This window comes from Zavarzinia compransoris, assembly GCF_003173055.1.
GTDB lineage: Bacteria > Pseudomonadota > Alphaproteobacteria > Zavarziniales > Zavarziniaceae > Zavarzinia > Zavarzinia compransoris.
Window position 1 is genome coordinate 402,379 of record NZ_QGLF01000004.1, and the last position, 24,341, is coordinate 426,719.

General features: G+C 64.5%; 31 protein-coding genes. 11 read left to right on the forward strand and 20 right to left on the reverse strand.

The window, feature by feature from the left end; genetic code table 11:
- Positions 1–207: 207 nt before the first annotated feature.
- The 3 genes from DKG75_RS15820 to DKG75_RS15830 are packed head-to-tail and all read right to left on the reverse strand — an operon-like array spanning position 208 to position 1,422.
- Positions 208–672 (reverse strand): hypothetical protein, encoded by a 465-nt coding sequence (locus DKG75_RS15820; RefSeq protein ID WP_109922109.1) that lies wholly within the window; start codon positions 670–672, stop codon positions 208–210.
- Entirely contained in the window at positions 659–988 is a 330-nt protein-coding gene (locus tag DKG75_RS15825) for a DUF6522 family protein (RefSeq protein ID WP_208112087.1), read from the reverse strand. Before DKG75_RS15825 ends, DKG75_RS15820 begins: the two co-directional genes overlap by 14 nt.
- Positions 985–1,422, reverse strand: coding sequence for an RrF2 family transcriptional regulator (locus DKG75_RS15830; protein WP_109922111.1), 438 nt, complete (start codon positions 1,420–1,422; stop codon positions 985–987). Before DKG75_RS15830 ends, DKG75_RS15825 begins: the two co-directional genes overlap by 4 nt.
- Between DKG75_RS15830 and DKG75_RS15835 the strand changes: the two genes are divergently transcribed.
- On the forward strand, positions 1,421–1,924 hold the full coding sequence (locus DKG75_RS15835) for a group III truncated hemoglobin (protein WP_243746545.1): 504 nt from the start codon (positions 1,421–1,423) through the stop codon (positions 1,922–1,924). The genes DKG75_RS15830 and DKG75_RS15835 overlap by 2 nt on opposite strands.
- Before the next feature lie 94 nt (positions 1,925–2,018).
- Positions 2,019–2,303 (forward strand): TehB family protein, encoded by a 285-nt coding sequence (locus tag DKG75_RS15840; protein WP_109922114.1) that lies wholly within the window; start codon positions 2,019–2,021, stop codon positions 2,301–2,303.
- A gap of 27 nt (positions 2,304–2,330) precedes the next feature.
- Here the strand turns inward: DKG75_RS15840 and tnpA are convergent, their stop codons facing one another.
- Complete coding sequence (tnpA, locus tag DKG75_RS15845; protein ID WP_109922331.1) at positions 2,331–2,750, reverse strand: IS200/IS605 family transposase; 420 nt, start codon at positions 2,748–2,750, stop codon at positions 2,331–2,333.
- A 92-nt stretch (positions 2,751–2,842) separates the two neighbouring features.
- On the opposite strand from tnpA, the gene DKG75_RS15850 reads away from it, so the two are divergent.
- From DKG75_RS15850 to DKG75_RS15890, 9 genes are all read left to right on the forward strand, one after another.
- A complete protein-coding gene (locus tag DKG75_RS15850) occupies positions 2,843–3,175 on the forward strand; it encodes a hypothetical protein (RefSeq protein ID WP_109922116.1) in 333 nt (110 codons plus the stop codon).
- Positions 3,159–3,893 carry a YggS family pyridoxal phosphate-dependent enzyme gene (locus tag DKG75_RS15855; protein WP_109922118.1) on the forward strand — a complete coding sequence of 245 codons (735 nt, stop codon included), beginning with the start codon at positions 3,159–3,161 and terminating at the stop codon, positions 3,891–3,893. The genes DKG75_RS15850 and DKG75_RS15855 overlap by 17 nt, the downstream gene beginning before the upstream one ends.
- On the forward strand, positions 3,893–4,585 hold the full coding sequence (gene pdxY, locus DKG75_RS15860) for a pyridoxal kinase (RefSeq protein WP_243746543.1): 693 nt from the start codon (positions 3,893–3,895) through the stop codon (positions 4,583–4,585). Before DKG75_RS15855 ends, pdxY begins: the two co-directional genes overlap by 1 nt.
- A gap of 362 nt (positions 4,586–4,947) precedes the next feature.
- Positions 4,948–5,622 carry a MarR family winged helix-turn-helix transcriptional regulator gene (locus DKG75_RS23865; protein WP_109922119.1) on the forward strand — a complete coding sequence of 225 codons (675 nt, stop codon included), beginning with the start codon at positions 4,948–4,950 and terminating at the stop codon, positions 5,620–5,622.
- A gap of 18 nt (positions 5,623–5,640) precedes the next feature.
- Positions 5,641–6,360, forward strand: a complete 720-nt coding sequence (locus DKG75_RS15870; protein ID WP_109922121.1) for a hypothetical protein — start codon at positions 5,641–5,643, stop codon at positions 6,358–6,360.
- A gap of 86 nt (positions 6,361–6,446) precedes the next feature.
- Positions 6,447–6,992: a carboxymuconolactone decarboxylase family protein gene (locus tag DKG75_RS15875; RefSeq protein WP_109922122.1), complete on the forward strand. Its 546-nt coding sequence runs from the start codon at positions 6,447–6,449 to the stop codon at positions 6,990–6,992.
- A gap of 63 nt (positions 6,993–7,055) precedes the next feature.
- A complete protein-coding gene (locus DKG75_RS15880) occupies positions 7,056–7,613 on the forward strand; it encodes a redoxin domain-containing protein (protein WP_109922124.1) in 558 nt (185 codons plus the stop codon).
- A gap of 19 nt (positions 7,614–7,632) precedes the next feature.
- Positions 7,633–8,124 (forward strand): group III truncated hemoglobin, encoded by a 492-nt coding sequence (locus DKG75_RS15885; RefSeq protein ID WP_208112086.1) that lies wholly within the window; start codon positions 7,633–7,635, stop codon positions 8,122–8,124.
- Positions 8,121–9,074, forward strand: a complete 954-nt coding sequence (locus DKG75_RS15890) for a LysR family transcriptional regulator (protein ID WP_109922126.1) — start codon at positions 8,121–8,123, stop codon at positions 9,072–9,074. Before DKG75_RS15885 ends, DKG75_RS15890 begins: the two co-directional genes overlap by 4 nt.
- Here the strand turns inward: DKG75_RS15890 and DKG75_RS15895 are convergent.
- From DKG75_RS15895 to DKG75_RS15970, 16 genes are all read right to left on the reverse strand, one after another.
- A complete protein-coding gene (locus tag DKG75_RS15895; RefSeq protein WP_109922128.1) occupies positions 8,983–9,243 on the reverse strand; it encodes a DUF2274 domain-containing protein in 261 nt (86 codons plus the stop codon). The genes DKG75_RS15890 and DKG75_RS15895 overlap by 92 nt on opposite strands.
- A gap of 3 nt (positions 9,244–9,246) precedes the next feature.
- Positions 9,247–10,449 carry a TraB/TrbI/VirB10 family type IV secretion system protein gene (locus tag DKG75_RS15900; protein ID WP_109922129.1) on the reverse strand — a complete coding sequence of 401 codons (1,203 nt, stop codon included), beginning with the start codon at positions 10,447–10,449 and terminating at the stop codon, positions 9,247–9,249.
- A complete protein-coding gene (trbG, locus tag DKG75_RS15905; RefSeq protein ID WP_109922130.1) occupies positions 10,446–11,471 on the reverse strand; it encodes a P-type conjugative transfer protein TrbG in 1,026 nt (341 codons plus the stop codon). The genes DKG75_RS15900 and trbG overlap by 4 nt, the downstream gene beginning before the upstream one ends.
- Positions 11,468–12,151 carry a conjugal transfer protein TrbF gene (gene trbF / locus DKG75_RS15910; RefSeq protein WP_109922132.1) on the reverse strand — a complete coding sequence of 228 codons (684 nt, stop codon included), beginning with the start codon at positions 12,149–12,151 and terminating at the stop codon, positions 11,468–11,470. Before trbF ends, trbG begins: the two co-directional genes overlap by 4 nt.
- Positions 12,151–13,503, reverse strand: a complete 1,353-nt coding sequence (gene trbL, locus DKG75_RS15915) for a P-type conjugative transfer protein TrbL (RefSeq protein ID WP_109922134.1) — start codon at positions 13,501–13,503, stop codon at positions 12,151–12,153. The genes trbF and trbL overlap by 1 nt, the downstream gene beginning before the upstream one ends.
- Before the next feature lie 3 nt (positions 13,504–13,506).
- Entirely contained in the window at positions 13,507–13,797 is a 291-nt protein-coding gene (gene trbK-alt, locus DKG75_RS15920; protein ID WP_109922136.1) for a putative entry exclusion protein TrbK-alt, read from the reverse strand.
- A 22-nt stretch (positions 13,798–13,819) separates the two neighbouring features.
- Positions 13,820–14,581 carry a P-type conjugative transfer protein TrbJ gene (gene trbJ / locus DKG75_RS15925; RefSeq protein WP_109922138.1) on the reverse strand — a complete coding sequence of 254 codons (762 nt, stop codon included), beginning with the start codon at positions 14,579–14,581 and terminating at the stop codon, positions 13,820–13,822.
- Positions 14,578–17,016 (reverse strand): conjugal transfer protein TrbE, encoded by a 2,439-nt coding sequence (gene trbE / locus DKG75_RS15930; RefSeq protein WP_109922140.1) that lies wholly within the window; start codon positions 17,014–17,016, stop codon positions 14,578–14,580. Before trbE ends, trbJ begins: the two co-directional genes overlap by 4 nt.
- 8 nt (positions 17,017–17,024) lie before the next feature.
- On the reverse strand, positions 17,025–17,306 hold the full coding sequence (locus DKG75_RS15935; RefSeq protein ID WP_109922142.1) for a VirB3 family type IV secretion system protein: 282 nt from the start codon (positions 17,304–17,306) through the stop codon (positions 17,025–17,027).
- Entirely contained in the window at positions 17,306–17,638 is a 333-nt protein-coding gene (locus tag DKG75_RS15940; RefSeq protein WP_109922144.1) for a TrbC/VirB2 family type IV secretion system protein, read from the reverse strand. Before DKG75_RS15940 ends, DKG75_RS15935 begins: the two co-directional genes overlap by 1 nt.
- Positions 17,635–18,618, reverse strand: a complete 984-nt coding sequence (trbB, locus tag DKG75_RS15945; RefSeq protein ID WP_109922146.1) for a P-type conjugative transfer ATPase TrbB — start codon at positions 18,616–18,618, stop codon at positions 17,635–17,637. Before trbB ends, DKG75_RS15940 begins: the two co-directional genes overlap by 4 nt.
- 169 nt (positions 18,619–18,787) lie before the next feature.
- On the reverse strand, positions 18,788–19,222 hold the full coding sequence (locus tag DKG75_RS15950) for a ribbon-helix-helix protein, CopG family (protein WP_109922148.1): 435 nt from the start codon (positions 19,220–19,222) through the stop codon (positions 18,788–18,790).
- An 8-nt stretch (positions 19,223–19,230) separates the two neighbouring features.
- Positions 19,231–21,216: a conjugal transfer protein TraG gene (locus tag DKG75_RS15955; protein WP_109922150.1), complete on the reverse strand. Its 1,986-nt coding sequence runs from the start codon at positions 21,214–21,216 to the stop codon at positions 19,231–19,233.
- A gap of 28 nt (positions 21,217–21,244) precedes the next feature.
- On the reverse strand, positions 21,245–22,984 hold the full coding sequence (locus DKG75_RS15960) for a relaxase/mobilization nuclease domain-containing protein (RefSeq protein ID WP_109922152.1): 1,740 nt from the start codon (positions 22,982–22,984) through the stop codon (positions 21,245–21,247).
- A 244-nt stretch (positions 22,985–23,228) separates the two neighbouring features.
- Positions 23,229–23,990, reverse strand: a complete 762-nt coding sequence (locus DKG75_RS15965) for a lytic transglycosylase domain-containing protein (protein ID WP_109922154.1) — start codon at positions 23,988–23,990, stop codon at positions 23,229–23,231.
- A gap of 3 nt (positions 23,991–23,993) precedes the next feature.
- A complete protein-coding gene (locus DKG75_RS15970) occupies positions 23,994–24,329 on the reverse strand; it encodes a DUF736 domain-containing protein (protein ID WP_109922156.1) in 336 nt (111 codons plus the stop codon).
- Between the last annotated feature and the right edge of the window lie 12 nt (positions 24,330–24,341).

The following is a 24,341-nucleotide window of genomic DNA, read 5'->3' on the forward strand; positions in this document are numbered from 1 at the left end:
TCGTCCTCCCACGAAGCGCCGCACCAGCCTGGATGAAACTGATAACTACGTTTTCGCTGGGGCACTCTGATATTACAACCAGCGGCACGCGAGCGTGACCGCGAGCATCCGAAACGGGCCAAAGCTACTACGCCGGCTCTTGGTCGCGGCGGTAGATCATGTGCCCCCTGCGGTGTCGACCCGGTCGCAAGTTCTGCCACCCGCACGTCAACGAACGATAGGCCGTAAGAGCGCCCTTGTGGCGATGCTCGCAATGGCGAGAAGCAGCACGAGCTTCATGCATTCAGCGATCACATAGAGCGTGTGCAACGAAGATGGCGTCAGCGCACCGTCTTGCAGAATTGTTTCTACTCGTGCGTCGAGTTCCGGGAGCATCCAGACTGTCTGAGCCAGAACGAAGAGAGCGAGGGATGCTCCAAGGCCTATCATGGTTTTCGACCGTAGGCTCCAGAGCAAGAGAAATAGCATCGACATCGCGAGTACGATTTCGCTGCGATTGAAAACGAAGAAGGTCTGACGCCCGACGTCGAGTGCCACGGGGAGAGTGAGACTCGGTGCCAGGAACTTCACCGGGGTGGCGAGGAATGAGACGCCGACTAGAAGTCCGGTCCATGCCGATACAAGGATCAGGACGGCGATCAGTGGTCCCGATTTGTAATCAGCGGACTGCATCGGACGCCTTCTTCGCATGTTGCCTCGTCGAGGCGACGCCGAACGTTTCGTCGCGCAGTTCCCCGCTTTCCAACAAGACAGCGCGCCACATGCGGTTGCCGTACCTGAGGCTCAGACGCCAAGTTCCCCCATCCACTCCCTCGCCCTTCTCCACCATGCCACGCATCAGTTGCCGGCCCATGAGCGAACGCATCGTTTCCGCCGATAGACCGAACCGCTCGGCGAGCGCGCTTGCGTCGAGCACGAATCCGTCTTGGCCGATCTCAATGTCCAACGATCGCCGAGCCGATGCCTGCTGATGGGCATGGCGGATCATGACGCCAACGCCAGACGTTGGCCGACACCGGCGCGGTTCGCGACAAGGTCCGCGAGGGTCAGGCGATCCAGCTCCGTGAAGAATGCCTCCATCGCGCTGCGCAGCGCGCCGGTCAGACGGCAGATGCCGGTGAATACGCAGGTGGCCGCACCATCGCCGAGACAGGCGACGAGTTCGACATCCGCTTCGAGCGTGCGCACGACCTGCCCCATACGGATTTCTGCTGGAGCCTTGGCAAGCGCCAGCCCACCTCGCCGGCCGCGCACGCCCTTCACCAGGCCATGACCCACGAGCGACTGCGCAACTTTCATCAGATGATTGCGGGAGATCCGGTGACGGTCGGCCAGTTCCTCGATCGTCACCAGCCGGTCATTCATCACGGCCAACGACATCAGGACGCGAAGTCCATAATCGGTATGTGAGGTCAGCCGCATGGCAGGCTCCCTAAAAGATGCATTTACAATACCTGTTTTTCAAACTATTGAAAGAGCGATCGAAACGGCTCCGTCTCCGGTGCGTATTATGGAAGCCAGTCTACCGCACGAACTCTCCGAGCCGCTGGTCGAGCAGCTCGTTCACGCCTTTTATGCGCGCGTCCGCGCCGATGCGGCCCTCGGCCCGATTTTCGAGGCGCGCCTGGCAGGCCGGTGGGATGCTCACCTCGGCAAAATGGTGGATTTCTGGTCGTCAATCGCGCTGAAAAGCGGCCGCTATGTCGGTCAGCCACATGTCGCTCATCAGAGTCTCGGTCTTGCGCCGGAGCATTTCGAGCGATGGCTCGGGCTCTTCGAGGAGACGGTCGCGACCGTCTGTACGGGACCGGCGGCTGCGTTCTTCATCGACCGGGCGCATCGAATCGCCGACAGCTTGCAGATCGGCCTCAACATCGGACCCAAGGCGTTGCAGATACCTACAACCTCGCCAATTCCCGCTTGAGTCAGTCGAAAGGCGTCTCGTCGCCCGAGGAGGACAACTTGAACCACCACGTCCTGCCCAGGCAAGAGTCAGGGCCCGCCGGATCGGCGCCAGCATGAGCGAACTCCCGCCTGGCCTCGTCGCCTACAGCCGATCCCCCGAATTCGACCAGGACACGCTTCCGGCTGGCCTGCAGCGCGACCATAGCACCAAAGCCGGCACATGGGCGTTGATCCACGTCCTCGATGGGAAACTGCTCTATCGGATTCATGAACCTTCGAGTGAGACGGTACTTGAGCGAGGAGAGCCGGGCATTGTTCGACCCGAGCAGGTGCATGAGGTTCAGCCACTCGGACCCGTCCGCATGTTTGTTGAGTTCTTTCGGGCCGAGGATATCTGAATGACTGACCGGCTGACGCCGGTAGGATCATGCGGAGGGGCTGAAGCCATCCTTGTGGGTATGTCGGTCCAGATAACGCATGATGATGTCACCGGTGATGTTGCCGGATGTGGTCGAGAAGTAGCCACGCTGCCAGAAGCGTTGGCCCCAGTAGCGTTTGCGGATGTGTTCGAACTCCTGCTGGATCTTGCGCGATGACCGGCCCCTCGCCCGGCGCACGAAATCGCTGACCGAGACGTGCGGCGGAATCTCGACGAACATATGCACGTGATCGCGCGACAATGCGCCGTTGACGATGGTCACGCCCATTTCATCGCACACCTGCTTGATGATCTCGCGAACACGCAAGCGCACATCACCGATGAGCACCTTGTACCGGTACTTCGGTGCCCAGACGAGATGGTAGCGATGATGAAATGTTGTGTGACAACCGGAGCGATACGCCATAGCACCGAGTCTGTGGCTGAAGCCAGTATCCGACTGAAGTCGGAGGGGTTCCTCCCAGTCAGAGGACTCTAAACACCCGTGTACAATCAAATGTGGCCCATGGGTCTAATAACGATTTGTCCTATAGTCGCACTCCAACCGGCTCGCCGGTCAGCCTGTCAGGCCGGTGGTTTGCGGTGTCCGCTTACGTTGTGAATCGCGATGACGAACGGATCGACTATGACGATCTGGAACGGCTCGCGCGCGAGTGCCAGCCCTGCCTCATCTTCGCGGGTGGGTCAGCCTATCCCCGCAATATCGACTTCGCGCGAATACGGGCCGTTGCCGACGACATCGGCGTCTGGCTTGACGCGGCGGTCGTCCGGCAGGAGGTGGCGCGACTGACAGCCTGCTATCCGGTGGAAGATAATGGCCAGTGTTGCTGATAATCTTGCTCGGGTGAGCGCGCGCATCCGAGATGCGGCGGTGCGTTCGGGGCGCGAGGCTCGGGACGTGCGCCTCGTGCTCGTCACAAAGACGATCGAGCCCGAACGTGTCCGTGAGGCGGTCGCGGCTGGTCAGCGAGACCTTGGCGAGAATAAGGTGCAGGAAGGTCGCGGGAAAGCCGAGGCGCTGGCGGGCGATGCTGTTCGATGGACTATGATCGGGCATCTTCAGAGCAACAAAGTCAAGGACGTGCTGCGCTTCGCCGAAGAGGTGCAGTCGCTCGACCGGCTTTCGCTTACGGCCACCCTGGACAAGCGGCTCCAGCATCTCGGGCGTGGCCTGGACGTGCTAGTGCAAGTCAACACATCGGACGAGGCCAGCAAATATGGCCTCCACCCTGACGAGGTGGCGGCCTTCCTCAAGGAACTGGCAGCGTTCAACAGTCTGCGGCCGCGGGGTTTCATGACGCTGGCACGGTTCACGCCGAATATCGCCGAAGTCCGACGCTGTTTCCGTGTGCTCCGCGACATCCGCGACCGGGCTATGGATGACGCGCCCCAAGGCGAGGCGCTCCGGCATCTCTCAATGGGCATGTCGGGCGACTACGAGATTGCCATAGAGGAAGGCGCGACCATTGTGCGCGTCGGTCAGGCGGTGTTCGGGCCGCGCCCGTTGCCCGATTCTCACTACTGGCCAGGCGCGGCGGGGGTCGGCTGATGCAGGTGATCTCGATCCAGAGCCAAGTGGTCCACGGTCATGTCGGTAATAGCGCCGCCGTCTTTCCCATGCAGGCGCGAGGACTGCAGGTCGCCGCCGTGCCGACGGCGCTGCTTTCCAACCATCCGCATTATCCAACAATGCGTGGCCGGATACTGGAACCTGAACTGGTGGCGGACTTGCTGCGCGGCGTCGAGGATCGTGGACTGGTCGAGACCGCCACGGTGATCCTGAGCGGCTATCTCGGGTCGGTGGAGATCGCGGCCGTCGTTGCTGATTTCGTGGAACGCGCAAGGCAGCGCAATCCGGAGCTACTCTATGTCTGCGATCCCGTCATGGGCGACGACGACCTCGGCGTGTTTGCGGCGGTTGGCCTGGTCGAGAACTTCCGCGACCGGCTCGTGCCGATGGCCTCGCTCATCACGCCCAATCAATATGAACTGGAGCTGCTCGCCCGATGCAAGGGGCGCTCGGCCGAGATGGTCGCAGAAGCCGCCGCCGCGTTGATCGGCCGTGGAACTGGCGGCATTGTTGTGACGGGATGTGTGCTCGACGACACAGCGGTCGGCGAGGTCGAGACGATCCTTTGCTCGTCCCCGGATTTGCATCGTACAAGCGTTTCCCGGCTACCCGATCCGGCCCTGCGGCACCGGCGATCTTTTCACCGCCTTGTTCGTGACGGCTGTATGTGAAGGCCGTCAATTCGCTGACGCATGCGCGTGGGCAACGTCTGAAGTATTTGCGGTACTGAAGCGCACATATGCGGCCGGTGCCGACGAGATGATGATTGTCGGCTCACCGATGTGAACCGTTCCGTGGATGGCAGCAGAAATGCCCCAGCGTTGATGAAACGGATAAATGCGTTTCCGCTGGACCGCCATTAACTCCGGCCTGCGGTCAAAGGGCGGGGCTGGGACCGAAGCACGCCAAAGCTAGTACGACGGACTGGTCCATCCGTCGGCGTCGGAGCCGACACAGATCAGCGATCGGAAAATTGCAGACTGATCGAGAAGAGCCTGTTGACATTTAATTAGGAGTCCTAAATGATGGATTTATGGATCATGCATCCGACTCAGACCCGATTGTCATTCGCCTTCGTGAAGGCTTCGATAGAATCGCGCTCGTTCTCCGCGCGGAACTATGGGCCACTGCCGGTGATGCGGGCTTAAATCCGAGCCAAGCGCAGGTGCTTAGCCTCCTTGCGGGTCGACCAGCCGGATTGAGGCCAAAAGAGATCGCTGCCCATCTCGCAGTTTCCGCGGCGAGCATCGCAGACACTTTGGGTGCGCTTTCGCGCAAAGGGCTCGTCCGTCGGGAACCCGACCCGAGTGATGCGCGAGCCGCAATCGTGCGGGTAACACCTGAAGGCCGGCACCTCGGAGCCACAGCGTTCCGCGCGTCACCTCAGGTTGCCAGAGCGCTGGCAAGCCTCTCGCCGGCAGCCCAAGAGGAATTGCTGTTGACGCAGATCACTCTGATCCGGCAGCTCCAACTTGCAGGCGCAATCCCGGTTCAAAGGATGTGCGTCTCCTGCCGTCATTTTCGGCCACACGCCCACCCGGGCGAGGCTTCACCGCATCACTGTGCTTTCGTGAATGCCGCCATCGGTGGCCGGGATCTCCGGCTCGATTGCGGTGAGCACGATGCGGCTGATCCCGTCGTTCAGGCTGCCACCTGGACGACCTTCGCCAAGGGATCGCCGACCCTCCAAGCCGAACCATCAATCTGAGAAGGAGAATACACCATCATGAAGATCAAGAGTTCATGCGGCTTTGGCCTCGTGGCTGCGGCGCTGTGCTGCGTCTCGGTCAACGCATCGGCACACGAGATTACGACGGCCAGCAATCAGGCGGTTATGGCCTCGTTCGACATCATCGAAACAAGCATCGTCACCGATCATGGCCACGCCATCTTTCGCACACGTGTGCGCGCTGATGCCGGAAAGGTGACGCCGCAGGCCACCGGGAAGTTCGAGGGTTCCGAAGTTTACGCCTATGTCTGGCCGACCACGCTCAACTCCTGGGACGTGGGCTTTGAGAGGGACCAGGGCATCGTCGCGCTCGCAGTGACTTTCCACCCAGACTTCGACGACGCGGCCTATGGCGGCAAGAACCGCGACCGCTGGCATCCGCATTGGGTCGTGCTGAGCGAGGACAACGCCTGCCCTGGCGGCCTTAAGGTCAGAGATATCCCCGAAGGCACGAAGCCGAGACTGCCCGAAACTTGGCCGGGCGCGCCGATCCTCATCGACAGCCCGGAATACAAGACCGAACTCACTGGCGATGCGGTCGAAGTCCACATCCCGCTCGAGAAGATTGGCGCCATCGCCACCGCGTCATTCGACGGTGTGACCGCCGGCCTGCGAGTGAACGCCAATCTCCATACGCCGCTTCTGTGCGTCGCGAATGTCTACAAAGTTGCATCCGGCAATCTGTCGCTGCCGGGCAAAGTGGTTCCCGGCAAGTAACGTCGGAACACGAAAGCGGCCCGGCGACTGCCATCGCCGGACCGCTCTGAAAATCCCCCTCCAAGCAACAGAGAAGGAGTTCTACTATGGCACACGTCAATCTCGTTGATCCAGCCTCGTCCTCGTCGTCGGTCAAGCCGACCCTCGACCAGATCAATGGCGCCTTCGGCGTCGTCCCGAACATGTTCAAGGCCGTGGCCAACTCGCCCGCCGCGTTGAATAGCATGTGGGGGTCGTTCGGGGCCCTGGGCGGCGGCACGCTCGGCGCACGTTTGGGCGAGGAAATTGCAGTGGCGGTCGCCAATGCCAACAACTGCGAATACTGCCTCGCTGCACACACGGCGCTCGGTCGCAAGGCCGGCGCGTCCGGAGAAGATATGGCGGCCGCCCAGGTCGGCAAGTCTTCCGATCCGCGCACCCAGGCGGCCCTGACGTTCGCGCTCAAGGTCGTTCGCGATCGCGCTGCCGTCACCGATGCCGACGTTGCCGCGCTCAAGGCCGCCGGCTTCGACGACGAAGGCATGGTGGAGATCATCGCTCACGTCGCGCTCAATCTCTTCACGAACTACATCAACGTCACGCTGAAGGTCCCAGTGGATTTTCCCGGCGTCCAGTTGAAGCGCGTTGCCTGACTCAACTTCGGCCGGGCTCTCGGAGAGGGGGCTCGGCCAAAAGTTCTCAAGGAGTTTCCCCTAATGAACCCTCAGCCTGCCCCTCCGATCAAGACAAGCGGGTGGCTAAATAGCGATAAGCACCTTGATATCCCTGACTTCCGCGGACGCATCCTGATAATCGAAGCATTCCAGATGCTCTGCCCAGGCTGCGTCTCGCATGGCCTGCCGCAGGCGCAACGCATCAGCCAAGCGTTCCCTAACAGTCAAGTCGCGGTGATCGGTCTACACACGGTATTCGAACATCACGAAGCGCAAGGTACTCGCGAGGCGCTCGCAGCCTTTGCTCACGAATACCGCTTGTCGTTCCCGATCGGGATCGATCAGCAGGAAGGCCGCCTCCCGGCAACCATGACGGCCTACAACATGCAGGGTACACCGACGCTGGCCGTAATCGACCGCGCCGGCATCCGTCGCTTTCAGAAATTCGGGCACGTCGACGACCTGAGCCTCGGTAGCATTATCGGCACGTTATTGTCCGAATCCATCGTGGCAGGTGACAATCAAACCGCCCGAGATGGCCGCTGTGACGAGTCGGGATGCGCAATTCCCCAGTTGCTTGACGGTAGAGGGTTTGACTGATGAATCTGGCAAGCCGTCTATGAGCGAGAGTGCCGGAGAGCGTCGCTGTCGACTGGCCCCCGGTGCGGCAGTCGGCATTACCGAAGATATGATCGATGCCCAGGTCCGCGCATTTTATGCCAAGGTCCGCATCGATCCCAACCTCGGTCCTATCTTCGCAAGCGTGGTCGACGACTGGGAACCCCATCTTCTTAGAATGATCGATTTCTGGTCGTCGGTACTTCTCATGAGCGGCCGATACAAAGGCAATCCCGTTGCCAAACACAGCGCGCTCGACCTACACGCGGCCCACTTCGCGAAGTGGCTTTGTCTTTTCGTTGAGACTGCCGGTGAGACATGCCCTGCTGCAGCGGCCGACCTCTTCCGCCAGAAGGCCGAAATGATCGCTGAGAGCTTACAAATGTCCGCAGCAATCGCCCGAGGCGATACGAGTAAACCTTCGCTGCGGACCATCCCGCCAACCGAGGCCGCCCGCTGCGGTAAGCAGCTTTTACCGGCGCGAGATCCATGACTATTGATCTCAAGCATCTCCGATATGCCGAGGCGGCGGAACGTTGTGGCAGTTTCCGCAAGGCGGCGGATTCTCTGGCACTCAAGCAATCCAATCTGAGCCGGAGGATCAGATACCTCGAAGATGCGCTTGGCGTCACGCTATTCGAACGCACGAGCTGCGGTGTCAGGGCGACCGCCGCAGGTCGTGACTTTGTCCATGGCGTTCGAGGCGTTCTAAGCGAACTGCAGATCGTCATTGATGGGACGAAGGCTGTTGGGCGCGGCGAGGCAGGATACCTAACCATCGGCTTTTACACCTCTCTCTCGACCGGCAACCTCAGGGCAAGTCTCGTCGAGTATGGCCATCGCTTTCCGGAGGTGGAGATCAGCACGGTCGAAGGATCGCGCTCGCGCTTGTTCGATGGAATTCAGAATGGCTCTGTCGACATCGCCGTCGTTACGGGGGAGCCGGCTTCGGATTTCAATCACTCAATGGCCTTGTGGAGCGAGCGTATACTCGTCGCCTTGCCTGAGAATCATCCGCTTGCCGCGAACGAGATCATCTACTGGATGGACCTGAAGCGTGAACGTTTCTTGCTGAGCGAGCGCGATCCCGGTCCCGAGATCCAGGACATTCTTGTGGCCAAGCTCTCCTCGCCCGGCGATCTGCTTGACATCGTCCGGCACGATGTCAGTCCAGAGAATATCAAGAGTTTGGTTGGCGCGGGTCGCGGTGTGAGCGTCATGTGCGAAGCGGCCCTGGGCGCTAGCTATGCCGGTGTCGTCTATCGCGAGGCCCGTGACGGCAACGGCTCTACTCGGATCGGCTATCGCGCCCATTGGCGGGACGGCAACGACAATCCAGCGCTTCGGAACTTCATTCGCCTCTTGGAGGAGCGCTGCCCGCCGGTTGCAAACGGGAACGGGCCGCGTGGCGCATCTTCGCGAAACCCCGATCCGTCGCCATGAACCGCGCGATCATTGGTGCGACCAGCTTGGCCGGATCCACAGCTTGGCCGCTTTCTCGGCCAAGGATTTCTGCATACGCGATGAGATCGCGGTGAAGGGCGGCGGGCAGTTCCACCGAGATCTTCACCGGCTTGTCGTCTTCGAGCGGCCCGAGCTTAAGCTTGGCCATCGGCTAGCCTCCGTAGGGTTCGAGCACCAAATCCCGGGTGACAATCACGCGCACGGGAAAGCCCGGCCGGATCGTCAGCGTCGGCGCGACGTTAAGCTGACGGCGCACGATCTGCTGGCCGGCATCGTTGATGGTGTCCTGCCCGCCGTTGCGGAGCGCCTGGATCAGTCGGTCGTCGTCGTTGGTGGCGAGCTCGGTCCCGATGCTTAACAACGTGGACAGTCCCTCCGCCTTGGCCAGCTCCCACCAATGATAGTCGACGCCATCCTGAAGGCCGGCGTAGCCCTCGGCATCGGCGCCGGGCTGACGCTCGAGAACGATCGAGCGTCCGTTCGGGAAGATCAGACGATTCCAGACCAAGAGGACGCGGCTTTGGCCGAACTGAACATTGTTGTCATACTGGCCAATGATCCGCGTGCCTTGCGGCACCAGGAGGATACGTCCCGTTGGGCTGTCATAGATATTTTCCGTCACCTGCGCGGTGATCTGGCCGGGTAGATCGGAGCGGATGCCGGTGATGAGCGCCGCCGCGATCACGGCGCCTGCCTGCAGGATGTAAGGCGACGCCGGTGCAGCGACGCGATCGGGTGCGACGGTGCGCCGATCGGCCGCCGCATTGAGAAATGCGAGCTGCCGATCCTGGGCCGATGGGGTGGCGGGTGGCGGCGCGAGGCCGAGGCCGGTGAGGTCCGGCACCGGCGGCGCGATCGTCGCGGCGCCGGGGCCCGTCGAGGCCATGGGCCGATTCTCGGTGCCGCTGAAGAGCCTGCTGACGCGGGCGGTTTCGATCTCCTGCAGCCGTCGCTGCTCCTCCGCGCTGAGGCCGGGATTGGGCTGGTTCGGCAATGGCTGGCCACGATTTTGCGCGCCCAGGATGGGGCGCCCGAGGTCGCCCGGGAGCGGCGGTCCGAGCTGGGGAACGCCGCTGTAGTCGCGGGGCAATCCGGCCAGGCCATCGGCGGTCGACCGATTATCGGTCGAGTAAAGTTCGTCCGCCGGCCTCCCCGCGTCGCCGGTCTGGAGCGCATAAATGAGCGCACCGCCTATGCCGACGCTCGCCACGAGTCCGATGCCGGCAAGCACCTTGCGCGAGAGCCGCGTGACGCGCGGCGTGTCCGCACGGAGCCGCATCGGGGCGGCCGTGTCTCCGGCCGGCCCGGTCAGCGGCGCCTCGTCTTCTTCTTTCCGGGGTTCTGGCTCGCTCACGACGCCGGCCTCCCATCGGTGCGGACGATGCGGACGCGCTTCTGCCGGTCGCCGGCGCCGAAGCGCAGTTCGGCGGCCGCGAACAGGCGGTCGACGATCATGTAGTTGGCGCGGACGCGGTAGTTGACGAGTTCGGAGGTGTTACCCTCCGGACCGACGACGAACAGCGGCGGCATTTCGCCCTGGCCGATGCCGCGGGGAAACTCGATGAAGACCTGGCGCCCATCGTCATAAGCGCGTAGCGGTCGCCACGGCGCACGATCGCCTTCAATGGCGTAGCGGAAATTGATGTTGGTGAGGTCGACGCCGGTTGCGACGGGACTGCTGGCCTCGGCTTGCGCGTTCTGGCGCCGCAGCGCGATGAGCTGGTCCTGCGGATACTGCCAGGACACCGACGCCATATAGGTGCGCTCGGTGGAGCGCAGCTCCATGTGATACGTGCGCAGATTGGTGTTGATGATGAGATTCGTCATCAGGTCGGCGCGGGTCGGCTTGACCAGGATGTGGACTTGTTGGGTCGCGCCCGAACCGCTCACCGTGTCGCCGATAATCCACCGCACCGTGTCGCCGGCGGCGACCGGGCCGGAGCCAACCAGTTGTTCGCCAGGCTGAAGCGCGATGTCGGTGATCTGGCCGACGGCCGTATAGACCTGATAGAGCGCGCCGCCCGTGTAGGGATAGACCTGCATGGCGTTGATGAAGCCGTCTCGAACGGGCTGAACGCGTGCGGCGGCATTGGCCTGGTTGACGCGCGCCGTTGGGTCGGTCGGCTCCGGCGTTCGGCGCGATGGTTCAACGGGCTGCAATTGCCCGGGCAGCGGGAGCGGCCTCGGAATTTCGACCACACGCACGGGAGCGGGAGGATCGGCACCCAGCGCCGCCGGCACGGCGTTGTCGTAGGATATCTCGGGCGGCCTGTTGGCCGTGGCGCAGCCAGCGAGCGCCGACGTGCACAGCAGGAGAATCGTAAATGTGGACGTGCGAGAAGCCGGGTTGCCGGCGTTACGGAAAGACGGCTTCATTGCCCAAGCTCCCGTGACCAGTTGATGGCGTTGACGTAGATTCCGAGCGGGTTGGCGCGCAGCCGGTCGGCGTTGCGCGGCACCTGCACGACGATGGTGAGGATGGCGGTCCAGCGGGTCGTCTCGGCGAGCTGGCCGTTCTCGTACCGGCGCTCGACCCAGGCGACGCGGAAACTGTCCGGCGAGGCCCGGATGACGCTGGAGACGTCGACCGCGATCTGCTGCCGGCCGACCTTGGTGAAAGGGTCGTTCGAGCGCGCGTAGTCGTTCAGCGCCATCGCGCCGCGGTCCGTCGTGAAGTCGTAGGCGCGAAGCCAGTTCTGTCGGACGATGATGGCGTCGGACGGAATCGAGCGGACCTGCTCGATGAAGCGCGCGAGATGAAAAGCGATCTGCGGATCGGTGGGACGATAGTCTGCGACTGCCGGTGCGACCGCCTGGGCCTGGCCGAATCTGTCGACCTGCACCACCCAAGGCACGATCGTGCCGCGGGCTGACTGCCAGACGAGCGCCGCCGCAAAGCTGGCAGAGAGGAGCAGCGAACCAAACGCCATGAAGCGCCAGTTCTTCGCCTGGACGCGCGCGGCGCCGATGCGCTCGTCCCAGACCTGGGAGGCGCGCTGATAAGGTGTCTCGGGCTCGGGTGCTTTGCCGTAGTGAGTGGAAGGTCGTTTGAACATCAGCGATCGCCTTGGGAGAGGTTGATGGAGGAGCCGCCGCCATGGCTGTCGCCGCTGCGAACGGCGTGGGCGGCGGCCGTCACACCGTGGCTCAAGGCCTGAGAGCGCTTCATGCGCTGGGCCCAGGCCGGCGGCCCGTCAGCCGCCGCGGGTGGCGCAGCCTCCGCCGCGCTTCCGCCGATCGTGCCCATGGTCGACGTGCCGCCCGTTGCGGCGAACGCGGATTTGGCGCCACCGGAGAAGCTCGATTTCATGCTGTCAGCCGCGCGGGCGGCCGCGCGCCGTAGCGGTGAGGTGGCGGCCGCGCCAGCGGCGCGAGCAACGCCGCCGACTCCCGCACCAACGGCGGATGCGCCCGACTGACCAGCGGCGCCGAGGCTGTAGGCAGTCGAAGCACCTCCGGCCATCGCCGCACCACCGCGCGCGGCGGCAGCAGTTCCGGAAAGAGCGGCGCCGCCGCCGCGCAGGGCCATTCCACCCGCTGCGCCAGCCGCCAGCAGCGCCCCTCCCGCCGCGAGCCCGGTTCCGACGGCAGCGCCTGCGCCGAGCTGCGGGCCGCCGGAGACGAGGCCGTTGGCGATGCCCGGACCGAAGATTCCGAGACCGAGCAGCGACAACGCAGCGAGCACGATCGCCATGGCCTGGTCGATCGTCGGCGTCTGGCCAGCGAAGCCGGCGGTGAACTGGGAAAACAAGGTTGAGCCGATGCCGATGATGACGGCGAGCACCAGCACCTTGATGCCGCTCGAGATGACGTTGCCGAGAACGCGTTCGGCCATGAACGCGGATTTGCCGAACAGGCCGAAGGGAATCAGCACGAAGCCCGCCAGCGTCGTCAGCTTGAACTCGATCAAGGTGACGAAGAGCTGGACGGCGAGAATGAAGAAGGCGAGCAGCACCAGCGCCCAGGCGAACAACAGGCAGGCGATCTGGATGAAGTTCTCGAAGAAGGCGATCCAGCCCATCAGGTTGGAGATGGAATCGAGTAGCGGGCGGCCGGCGTCGAGGCCGGTCTGCGCAACGCGGCCGGGCCGCATGAGATCTTCGATGGTGAATCCGGTGCCTGACGCCTTCAGGCCCAGCCCCGCGAAGCTCTCGAACACGATGCGCGCGAGGCTATTCCAGTTGCCGATGATGTAGGCGAAGACGCCGACGAACAGCGTCTTCTTGACCAGGCGCGCCATGATGTCGTCGTCGGCGCCCCAACTCCAAAACAGTGCGGCCAAGGTCACGTCGATGACGATCAGCGTCGTGGCGATGAACGCCACCTCGCCGCCGAGCAGTCCGAAGCCGCTATCGATATAGCGGGTGAAGACCTCCAGGAACTGGTCGATGACGCCGGTGCCGCCCATGGATCACCGCCCGTCGTCATGCTGCGGCGACGTCGGCGCCGGCGTAATGCCGAGGAATCGGTCGCGGGTTTCGGCCCAGGTGCGCAGGCATTCGGCATCGCGGGCGGCGGCCTCGCCGAGCAGTTGGCACCGCCGCTGCGCCTGGCGCAGCGGATCGGCCGGGGTGACCTCAACTGGCCGCACCACCTGGCCGGCCGGCTCTTCCTCTTTCCGGGTCATCTCGATCGCCGTCGCGGTGACGGCGACGGCGACGAAGACGACGGCGCCGAGGCGCGCCAAAAGCTTGCCGTCCATGACATGATCCTCTTGGTGTTCCTTAGTTGCCATTGGGGAACATGCGGGCGTTGCCGGGCTGATAGCCGTCGCCGGGCGTCAGGAAGCGGCGGCGCTGCTCGCGACCCTGCTCGGCGGCCGCCGCGCGCTCCGCTTCGGTCAGCGCTTGAGCCCGCCCGTTCGCGGCGACGACGGCCGTGAGATCGGCGAGCTGCTGGGCCTGGAGCGCGAGGAGCTGATTTCCGGCCTGTGACGCCTGCAGGGCGCCGGTCGCGCCCTGGCTTTGGCCGATGAGCGCCGACATCTCGGCGCGATTGGTGTCGATGTTGCCGACGACGCCGGCCTGCACCCGCATGGCGTCCTGCAGGCCGCCGACGGTGTTCTGCCAGCGCTCGCGCGCCTGCGCCACGAGCTGCTGGTCGGAGGCGGAGATCGACGCATTGCCGTAGGTGGAGGTGAAGGCCTGGTCGATCTGCTGGACGTCGTAGGCGATGCGCTGCGCCTGACCGAGCAGTTGTTGCGTCCGCTGCACGGACTGCTGCAAGCGCTGAAGCGAGGAGTAAGGCAGGCTCGCGAGATTGCGCGCCTGGTTGATCAGCATCGTCGCTTCGTTCTGAAGCGAGGTGATCTGATTGTTGATCTGCTCCAGCGCCCGAGCGGCGGAGAGAACATTCTGCACGTAGTTCGTCGGGTCGTAGACGACCCATTGCGCGGACGCCGGCTGGACCATCACGGGCGACATCGCCACGGGGACGGAAAGGATCGACGCGGCAAGAAGCGCCGCGCGTGAGCGACGGAAGATCATGACTGGGTCTCCAGGTTATTGAGGTTGGGGATGAGGTCAGCGGCCCAGGCGACGCCGCGCAGACGCAGCCAGGCCGGCAGGAATCCTTCGCGGCCGTGCTCCGACACGACGCGCTCGATCGCGGCCTGATCGGTCTTCGAGGAGGCGGCGCAGAGCGCCAGCGCCACGTCGGACAGACCGAGCTCGAAGAGCCGGTTGCCCCGCCGGGATTGGCAGTAGTAGTCGCGCTTCGGCATCGCGCGGGAGAGGATCTCGATCTGGCGGTCGTTGAGTCCGAAGCGACGGTAGATCGCGGTGATCTGCGGCTCGATCGCGCGCTCGTTCGGCAACAGCAGACGGGTCTGGCAGCTCTCGACGATGGCGGGCGCGATCGTTGAGCTGTCGATGTCCGAAAGCGATTGCGTAGCGAACACGACGGAGGCGTTCTTCTTTCGCAGCGTCTTCAGCCACTCGCGGAGCTGACCGGCGAAATCCTCGTCATCGAGCGCGAGCCAGCCTTCATCGATGATGAGCAGCGTTGGGCTGCCATCGAGGCGATCTTCGATGCGGTGGAAGAGATAGGCGAGCACGGCGGGCGCGGCGCCCGTGCCGATCAGGCCCTCGGTCTCGAACGCCTGCACAAAGGCTTCGCCAAGATGCTCGCTCTCGCCGTCGAGCAGCCGGCCATAGGCGCCGCCGATGCAGTAGGGCCGGAGCGCCTGTTTCAGGTCGTTCGATTGAAGGAGGACGGCAAGCCCGGTGATGGTGCGCTCGCTGACAGGCGCACTGGCCAGCGAGGTCAGCGCCGTCCAGATGTATTCCTTCACCTCTGGCGCGATCGTCACGCCCTCGCGCTGCAGGATCGCGACGATCCAGTCCGCCGCCCACGCTCGTTCCGGCACGTGGTGGATGCCGGCGAGCGGTTGCAGCGAGACGCTGTCAGCGGCGCCTTCGGTCAGGCCGCCGCCGAGATCGTGCCAGTCACCGCCCATCGCGAGCGCCGCGGCTCGGATGCTTCCGCCGAAGTCGAAGGCGAAGACCTGTGAGTTGGGGTAGCGCGGGAACTGCAGCGCCATCAGCGCCAGCAGCACCGATTTGCCGGCGCCGGTCGGCCCGACAACGAGCGTGTGACCGACATCGCCGACATGAAGGGAAAACCGGAACGGGGTCGATCCTTCGGTCCTGCCGTAGAGCAAGGGGGGTTGCCCGAAATGCTCGTCCCGTTCCGGCCCCGCCCACACCGCCGACAGCGGAATCATATGGGCGAGATTGAGCGTCGAGATCGGCGGTTGCCGGACGTTGGCGTAGACATGGCCCGGCAGCGAGCCAAGCCAGGCATCGACGGCGTTGATCGTCTCGGCCATCGCGGTGAAGTCGCGGCCCTGAACGATCTTCTCCACCAGGCGCAGCTTCTCGGCTGCGATGCGTGGATCGGCGTCCCAGACGGCGACCGTCGCGGTGACATAGGCCTGACCGGCATAGTCGGCGCCGAGTTCCTGGAGCGCGAGGTCGGCATCAGCCGCCTTGTTCGCCGCATCGGTATCGACGAGCACCGAAGCCTCGTTGGTCATCACCTCCTTGAGGATCGCCATGATGCTCTTGCGCTTGGCGAACCATTGCCGCCGGATCTTGGTGAGCAGCCTGGTGGCGTCGGTCTTGTCGAGAAGGACGGCGCGCGTCGACCAGCGATAGGGAAAGGCCAGCCGGTTGAGGTCGTCGAGCAGCCCGGGCGTGGTCGCGGTCGGAAAACCGACAATGGTGAGGATGCGGAGATGCGTCTCGCCCAGCCGCGGCTCCAGTCCGCCGATGAGCGGTTGATCGGCCAGCAACGCGTCGAGATACATCGGCGTCTCGGGCACGCGCACGCGATGGCGCTTGGTCGAGACGGTCGAATGCAGATAGGTCAGCGTCTCGCCGTCATTGAGCCATGCGCATTCCGGCATGAAGTTCTCGATGAGCTGGAGCACGCGGTCGGTGCGATCAGCGAAGCCGCGCAACGCCTCATGAGGGTCAAGGCCGTTGTCAGCCTTGCCTTCATAGAGCCAGTTCTCGGCGCGGGCGGCGTCCTCGGCGGGCGGTAGATAGACGAAGGTCAGGAAGTAGCTGGACTCGAAATGCGAGGCGTCTTCCTCGAAATCGGCCTTACGCTCGGCGTCGACCAGGGCGGACGCCGCCTCGGGAAAGCGGCTCGCCGGATAGGCGCCGGCGCCATGGCGCTGCGCTTCGACGAATATCGCCCAACCCGAGCCGAGGCGGCGGAAGGCGTTATTGAGGCGACCGGCGACGGCGACGAGTTCGGCCGGCACTGCGGAGTCGAGGTCGGGACCGCGAAAGCGGGCGGTGCGTTGGAAGCTGCCGTCCTTGTTGAGGACGATGCCCTCGCCCGCGAGCGCGGCCCAGGGCAGGAAATCCGCGAGGCGCGTTGAGGTCCGGCGATATTCGGCGAGGTTCATCATTGGGGGCCTCACGCGCTCAGATGGCCGGGGATGCGCAGGTGACGGCGCACCACGTCGACGAATTGCGGATCGCGTTTGGCCGCCCACACAGCGGCGAAATGCCCGATCGCCCAGAGCCCGAGACCGACGAGCCAGAGGCGCAAGCCGAGGCCAAGCGCCGCCGCCAGTGTGCCATTGAGGATCGCGATGGAGCGCGGCGCGCCGCCGAGCAGGATGTGCTCGGTGAGCGCCCGATGGACCGGGACGGCATAGCCCGGCACGTCGCCGGCGCTGTCGATCAGGCTCGCCATCAGACGAGCGCTCCGCCGCCGAAGGAGAAGAACGACAGGAAGAAGCTCGACGCGGCGAAGGCGATGGAGAGGCCGAACACGATCTGGATTAATTTTCGGGCTCCGCCCGACGTGTCGCCGAAGGCCAGTGTCAGGCCGGTGATGATGATAATCATCACGGCGATGATCTTGGCGACCGGCCCCTCGATGGATTCGAGGATCGATTGCAGCGGCGCTTCCCACGGCATGGAGGAGCCGGAAGCGTAAGCGGCTGGGGCCAGCATCATGCTGACGACGGTGACGGACACGGCCGTCGCGATATGACGGCATGTGCGCAGGGCATGGCGGATCATGCGGAATCTCCTTGGGCGGACTGGGTTGCGGGGATGACGCGGTAGTCGCCGTCGGGCTGAAGGCCCTCGACGCAGGCGAGTTCGGCGAGGCGACGGGTCGAGCCGCGGCCGCTGAGCACAGCGACGAGATCGATGGTCTCGGCGATCAGCGCGCGCGGGACGGTGATGACGGCTTCCTGAATGAGCTGCTCGAGGCGGCGCAGCGCGCCGAGCGCGGTGCCGGCGTGGATCGTGCCAATGCCGCCCGGGTGGCCTGTCCCCCAGGCCTTGAGCAAATCCAGCGCCTCAGCGCCGCGTACCTCTCCGATCGGAATGCGGTCGGGGCGCAAGCGAAGCGAGGAGCGGACGAGATCGGAGAGCGATGCGACGCCATCCTTCGTCCGCATGGCGACCAGGTTGGGCGCGGCGCATTGCAGCTCGCGCGTGTCCTCGATCAGCACCACGCGGTCGAAGGTCTTCGACACTTCGGCGAGCAAGGCGTTGGTGAGCGTGGTCTTGCCGGTCGAGGTGCCGCCGGCGACGAGGATGTTGCGGCGGTCCGCGACGGCGCGGCGCAGGATCTCAGCCTGTTCGGCCGACATGATCTCCGCAGCGATGTAGTCAGCGAGCGTGAAGACGGCGACGGCAGGTTTGCGGATCGCGAACGCCGGGGCTGCCACGACCGGAGGCAGCAGGCCTTCGAACCGCTCTCCCGTTTCGGGAAGCTCCGCCGACACGCGCGGTGAACCGGAATGGACCTCGGCGCCGACATGATGCGCGACGAGGCGAACGATGCGCTCGCCGTCCGCGGGCGACAGGCGCGCTCCGGTGTCGGAAAGGCCCTCGGACAGCCGGTCGACCCAGAGCCGCCCGTCGGGATTGAGCATCACCTCGACGATCGACGGGTCTTCCAGGAATCCGGCGATGGCGGGGCCGAGGGCCGTGCGCAACATGCGCGCGCCTCGAAGGATCGCCTCTGATTGCTGGTGAGAAACCGCCATGTCGTCCCCGTTCTGCGCGGAGCCGCAAACACGCGGCCCTGGATCGGGGATCAGTAGAAGAGGCAGAAATCAGGGCATGACAACAAGCAGAACGGGGTCGTAGTGCTCTGGCGTAGAAAGACAGGGAGACGGCGGAACTGCCGGACTCTTGCGACGCGCTACGCGATGGTTATTCCGCGCTCGCGATGCCTGCGATGTCTTCGGAAATCTCCTCACGCACCTTGGGTCCCTTCGCGAGTCGCCGCCCGAGTGCGGCGACGAAGGCGTCGTACCGCTCGCCGGCCTGCGCGCGTGCGGCTGCCTGAGCGGGCTCTGGCAACGGCGGATTGGTGGTGAGCCAGAAGCGGACAAACACCGCAAGCATTTCGACGGAAATACCGAGATCGCGTTCCATCCGCGTCATGCGCCGGTCGAGCTGATCCAACCGCTTGGTGGTTGCTGCCTCCTGGCGCTCGGCTGCATCCGGCGACAGGAACGACGCGATGGCCGCTTCAGCGACCAGAGATCGCGATTGGTCGCGCCGCGCAGCATAGGCGGCCAGCGCCTTCGTGACGTCCGGATCAAGATAGATCGAGAGCCGCTGCTTCTTCCGAATTTTCGTCATCGGTGCGCTCAGAGATCCATGCCGTCATTGGGGTCGAGCGAGACCTGCCGCGCGACCCCCCGCATGACCTGGTTCAGCCGGCCCGCACGGGCGGTGTCGTCATCGGCATCGTCGGCGCCATCGAGGTCGAACTCATTGTCGATCGGAGCCTTCTTCTCGACAGTCCGCGCCGTCGTCAGCTCGGGTTGCCGACGACGCTCCGAGCCGGTCGGGTCGTCGTCACCTGTGCCGTCCTGTGGAGCGACGGGATCGAGCTGCGGCCGCGACGGCAACGGCATCGCGCTCCAATCGTCCGGCTTTCCGGTGGCCAGCTTTGCGAGCGCTGGCGGTGGCGCGATGCGCTCCTGAAAGCGGCGATCCTCGAAGTAGCGCGCCTTCTTCGCTCGGATCGGATGTGTGCCGGCCACCATCACGATCTCGTCGGCGGGCGGGAGCTGCATCACCTCGCCGGCCGTCAGCAGCGGGCGCGCCGTCTCCGATCGCGATACCATCAGATGCCCGAGCCAGGGGCTGAGCCGATGTCCGGCATAGTTGCGCATCGCGCGCATCTCGGTCGCCGTCCCCAAGGCATCTGAGACGCGTTTTGCCGTCCGCTCGTCATTGGTGGCGAAGCTGACACGCACATGGCAGTTGTCGAGGATGGAATTGTTCGGCCCGTAAGCCTTCTCAATCTGATTGAGTGATTGGGCGATCAGGAAGCTCTTGAGTCCGTAGCCCGCCATGAACGCCAAGGCGCTTTCGAAGAAGTCGAGCCGCCCCAGCGCGGGAAACTCGTCGAGCATGAGCAGCAGCCGATGCCGCCGCCCCTTAGCATTGAGATCCTCCGTCAACCGACGTCCGATCTGATTGAGGATCAGGCGGATCAACGGCTTGGTGCGGGCGATGTCAGAGGGTGGCACCACGAGATAGAGCGTCGATGGCTGTGGCCCGCCGACAATGTCGGTAATCCGCCAATCGCAGCGGCGGGTTACCTCGGCGACGACCGGATCGCGATAGAGCCCGAGAAACGACATGGCGGTCGACAAGACGCCTGAGCGCTCGTTGTCGGATTTGTTCAGCAGCTCGCGCGCGGCAGAGGCGATGACGGGATGCGGCCCCGCGTCGCCGAGATGCGCGGTCTTCATCATGGCGGCGAGTGTGGACTCGATCGGCCGCTTCGGATCGGACAAGAAGGCGGCGACGCCCGCGAGCGTCTTGTCCGCCTCCGCGTAGAGGACATGAAGGATCGTCCCAACGAGAAGCGAGTGGCTCGTTTTCTCCCAGTGGTTCCGCTTCTCCAGCGAGCCTTCCGGGTCGACCAGGATGTCAGCAATATTCTGGACGTCGCGGACCTCCCATTCGCCGCGGCGGACCTCGAGTAGCGGGTTGTAGGCCGACGACTTCGCGTTGGTGGGATCGAACAGCAGCACGCGTCCATGTCGGGCGCGGAAGCCGGCGGTGAGCTGCCAGTTCTCGCCCTTGATGTCGTGAACGATGGCGGAGCCGGGCCAGGTCAGCAGCGATGGCACCACCAGGCCGACGCCCTTGCCAGAGCGGGTCGGCGCGAAACACAGCACATGCTCTGGCCCGTCATGGCGAAGATAGGCGCGGTCGAACTTGCCGAGCACGACGCCGTCGGGCCCAAGCAGACCGGCGGCCCGCACCTCATCGGCTCGCGCCCACCGCGCTGAGCCGTAGGTCTCGACATTCTTGGCCTCGCGCGCTCGCCAGACCGACATGCCGATGGCGACCGCGATGGCGATAAAGCCACCCGATGCCGCGATATAGGCGCCCTCGACGAAAACGTGCGGTGCATAGGCATCGTAGAAGTACCACCACCAGAAGAAGGCCGGCGGATGGTAGATCGGCCAGCCGAAGAGTTCGAACCATGGCCGGCCGAGCTGCGGCTGGAAGCCGAGTTGCCATGCCGTCCACTGCGTCGCGGCCCAGGTGGTCGCAAGCACAATGAGGGAGACGACAAGGACTTGGCCCCAGAGGATTTTGGTGGCCGACATAGCGGAGTCCTTTCTTGATGGCCGCGGTTCACAGGCCCAGCCCCCGCTTGCGGCCGAAGCTCCAATCGATGCCGCCGTCGCCTCGGGCGAGGCCGGAGACATCACGGCCGAGCTGCATTTCGAGTGAGGGGGACCAGGGCACGAGCTGGAAGCCAAGGCCGTCATTGATCATCGCGAAGCGGCCGGAGGCGAGTGCCATGCGCCGCTGGTAGGCGCCAGCGACGTATTCCCCCGCAGCGGCCTTATTGAATGGGCGGCCGCTCTCTGCGGCGAGCTTGGCGCCCACGGCGTCCAGCTCGCGCCGGCGCAGCGTCTCGATCAGGTTGCGGCTGAAGCTGACGCCACGGTTCTGACGTTCGGCCAGACCTTGCGCAATCAGGTGTTCGGCGCGCCGGTCCAGGGCTTCGCGCACCTCCGCGCCGAAGCCTCCGCCGCCGAGCGCAGCCGGCTCGCGGGCAATCGCCTGTCGATCAAGCCAGGTCGCACCTGTCGCCGTGACCTGCTGCTCGATGGTGAGGTCTGACCGGACTGCCATCGCGACGCGACGCTGTCCCTTCGCGTCATCGAACCTGCGCAGCTCGACGATCGAGCCGGGCGCGCTGTCGCCGGCGGCGTCGAGGTCCGGCAGCTTGATGTGATGGGTGCGACCGTCCGTGCCGTCGACCACGGCATAGGCTGTACCCTTCAGCTCATCGTCGAGACCGCGGGCGACCAGCCGACCGACCACAGGATCGTCCAGGCTTTCCCCGGCGAGCACATAGTTGGACGCACCGCGTTCGATGCCGTGTTCGATCAGGCTGCGATGGATGCGCTTGATGATGTCGCCGCGTTCACCGAGTTGGCGCAGCGTCGTTTCGGCGTTCTCCGAGATCGCCCACTGGCCGGGACCGATCTGATCAGCGAGGCCGAGGGACTCAAGCTTTCGCAGGCGTCCGACTTTGAGCGCATGAAATTCGTCGGGCTGGCGGTCGGGCCGCGGTGCGACGTCGACGATACCGGTGCGGTAGCTGTCTCGGGCGAGCTGCCGATCAAGATTGGTCCAGCGCTCGGTCTCGATCTGACGTTCGAGCGTGCGGCGGATTTCATGGTCGGTGCGCGGTCCGAGTTCTCGGGTGATCAGATCCCGCGCCCGATCCCGCATGCCTTCCTTGATATAGTCGCGGGAGATGACGAGGTTTTCGCCATCCTCGCGCACGCCGCGGACGATCAGGTGGACGTGTGGATGCTCCGTGTTCCAGTGATCGACGGCGACCCAATCGAGCTTGGTGCCGAGGTCCTTCTCCATCTGACCGACCAGCTCGCGAGTGAAGCCCTTGAGGTCGGACATCTCCACGGCATCGTCGGGCGAGACGATGAACCGGAAATGATGCCGGTCGTTCTCGCACCGCTCCGCGAACCCCTTAGGGTCAGCGTCATCGACGCCCGACCCGAACAGCCGGGCCTTCTCTCCATCCCGGGTGACGCCCTCGCGGCGCAGATAATTGAGGTGCGTCCCGAGCGGCGCGTTGCGTCCGCCGTGGCGGACAACACGCGCTTTGACAACGACGCCGCGTGAGTGGGAGTTGATGAGCCGGTTGGCCTGCACCGACGCGCGCTGACCCTTGCCGAACCGAGAACGGTGGCCCGGCCCGATCGTGCCCTTGCGCGAGACGGAGCCGCCGGCGCGTTGGGCGGCAGCGAGTGCCTGGGCGATGAACGGTCGGGCGCGTTGCGCGCTCGTTGAGCGAATACGGCCTGGCCGGATACGGAAATCGTCCTCGCTGCTCATGGGCGCGCAGTCGCACATCGCGCCATCGCGCGGAGAATCTTGGAGAATCGCGGAAGCCGCAGGCTGCGCCGGTCAGGCGCACCTCGCGAATTCTCTGCGTAAGCCCTTGAAAAAGCACAACCGAACCGAGGCGCACATCGCGCCCCTTTATCCTGCCATCGTGCGGTCGTGTTGCCCTGCTTCCCCGTCTGCGCCCTCCATGATGCGACGGGGCACGCCAGACTGCGAAAGAGGCCCAGGCTCATCATCGTGGGTCTCCACTGCCGGTTCGCGCGACGAACAGGCTGGCAGACTGCGGCGTGACTGCGGAAGTCTCACGCACCGGATCTGCAGCCGGGGCGTGGTTCGGAGGGTTTTCGGTCTGCGCTCGATCGACGCCAGTCACGCCGCCAACGCGCGTGATGAAGAGCGGTGCGCGGGTCCATGTTTGAGGATCGGTTGCGGCGACAGTGATCGCACCGGGCAGTTCACCGCCGCCGAAGGAAGGGATCAAGGCGGCGACATAAGCGCGGGTTTCGGCCGGCAACGGGCGGCCCGCGAGATACTCTTCGTAGCGCCCCGGTCCCGCGTTATAGGCGGCGAGAAAGCCAGGTGAGCCGTAGCGATCATACATCTCGCGCAAGTACGCGGCGCCGGCCAGAATATTGTCCCGCGGATCAAACGGGTCACGCCCGAGCCCATGACGAATGCGCAGCTCCGCCCAGGTGTCTGGCATGAGCTGCATCAAGCCCATCGCGCCGGCAGAGGAGCGTGCGCGCACATCGCCAGCGCTTTCTGCGCGCATGACGGCGCGAATCCACGCAGCCGGGATGCCGAAACGCCGTTGGGCCTCTTCAATGTACGCCGCGAACGGATGGGCTGGCGCCGTGCGCGTGGCCGGCGCATTCTGAGCGTTCGCTGTGGCGCTGAACGGCACGGCGAGGAGCAGGCCGGAAAGGAGAAGTAAGGCTGTCAGTCGGACGGCGTTTGGCCGCCCGACGACAGTTTGAGAGCGCGGGCCGCACATCGTTCAGTCTCGCTCGCCGCGCTTGGGCGGACGATTCCAGTGCAGGTTCCAGGCGGATTTGTCCTCGGTCGATTGGAACAGGTTCGCGCGGATCGGCTGGGCCAACGTGGGATCGTCGATCTGCAACGACACGTAATCGCCGGCCTTTTCGCCGGTCCGCTTCCATCCGGCGCCGATCTCGGGGCCGTCATCATCGCCGTGGTGAACACGATAGTCCGGCGCATTCTCGGCGTCGGTGTGCTCGGCGGGGATGAGCACGATCTCGGCGTCGAGCGAGAGCGTGCGGATGTGGCCGGCGTAGCCATTCTTGGTGCGGGTGAATTCGCCGATCTGCGGCATGGGAAGACTCCT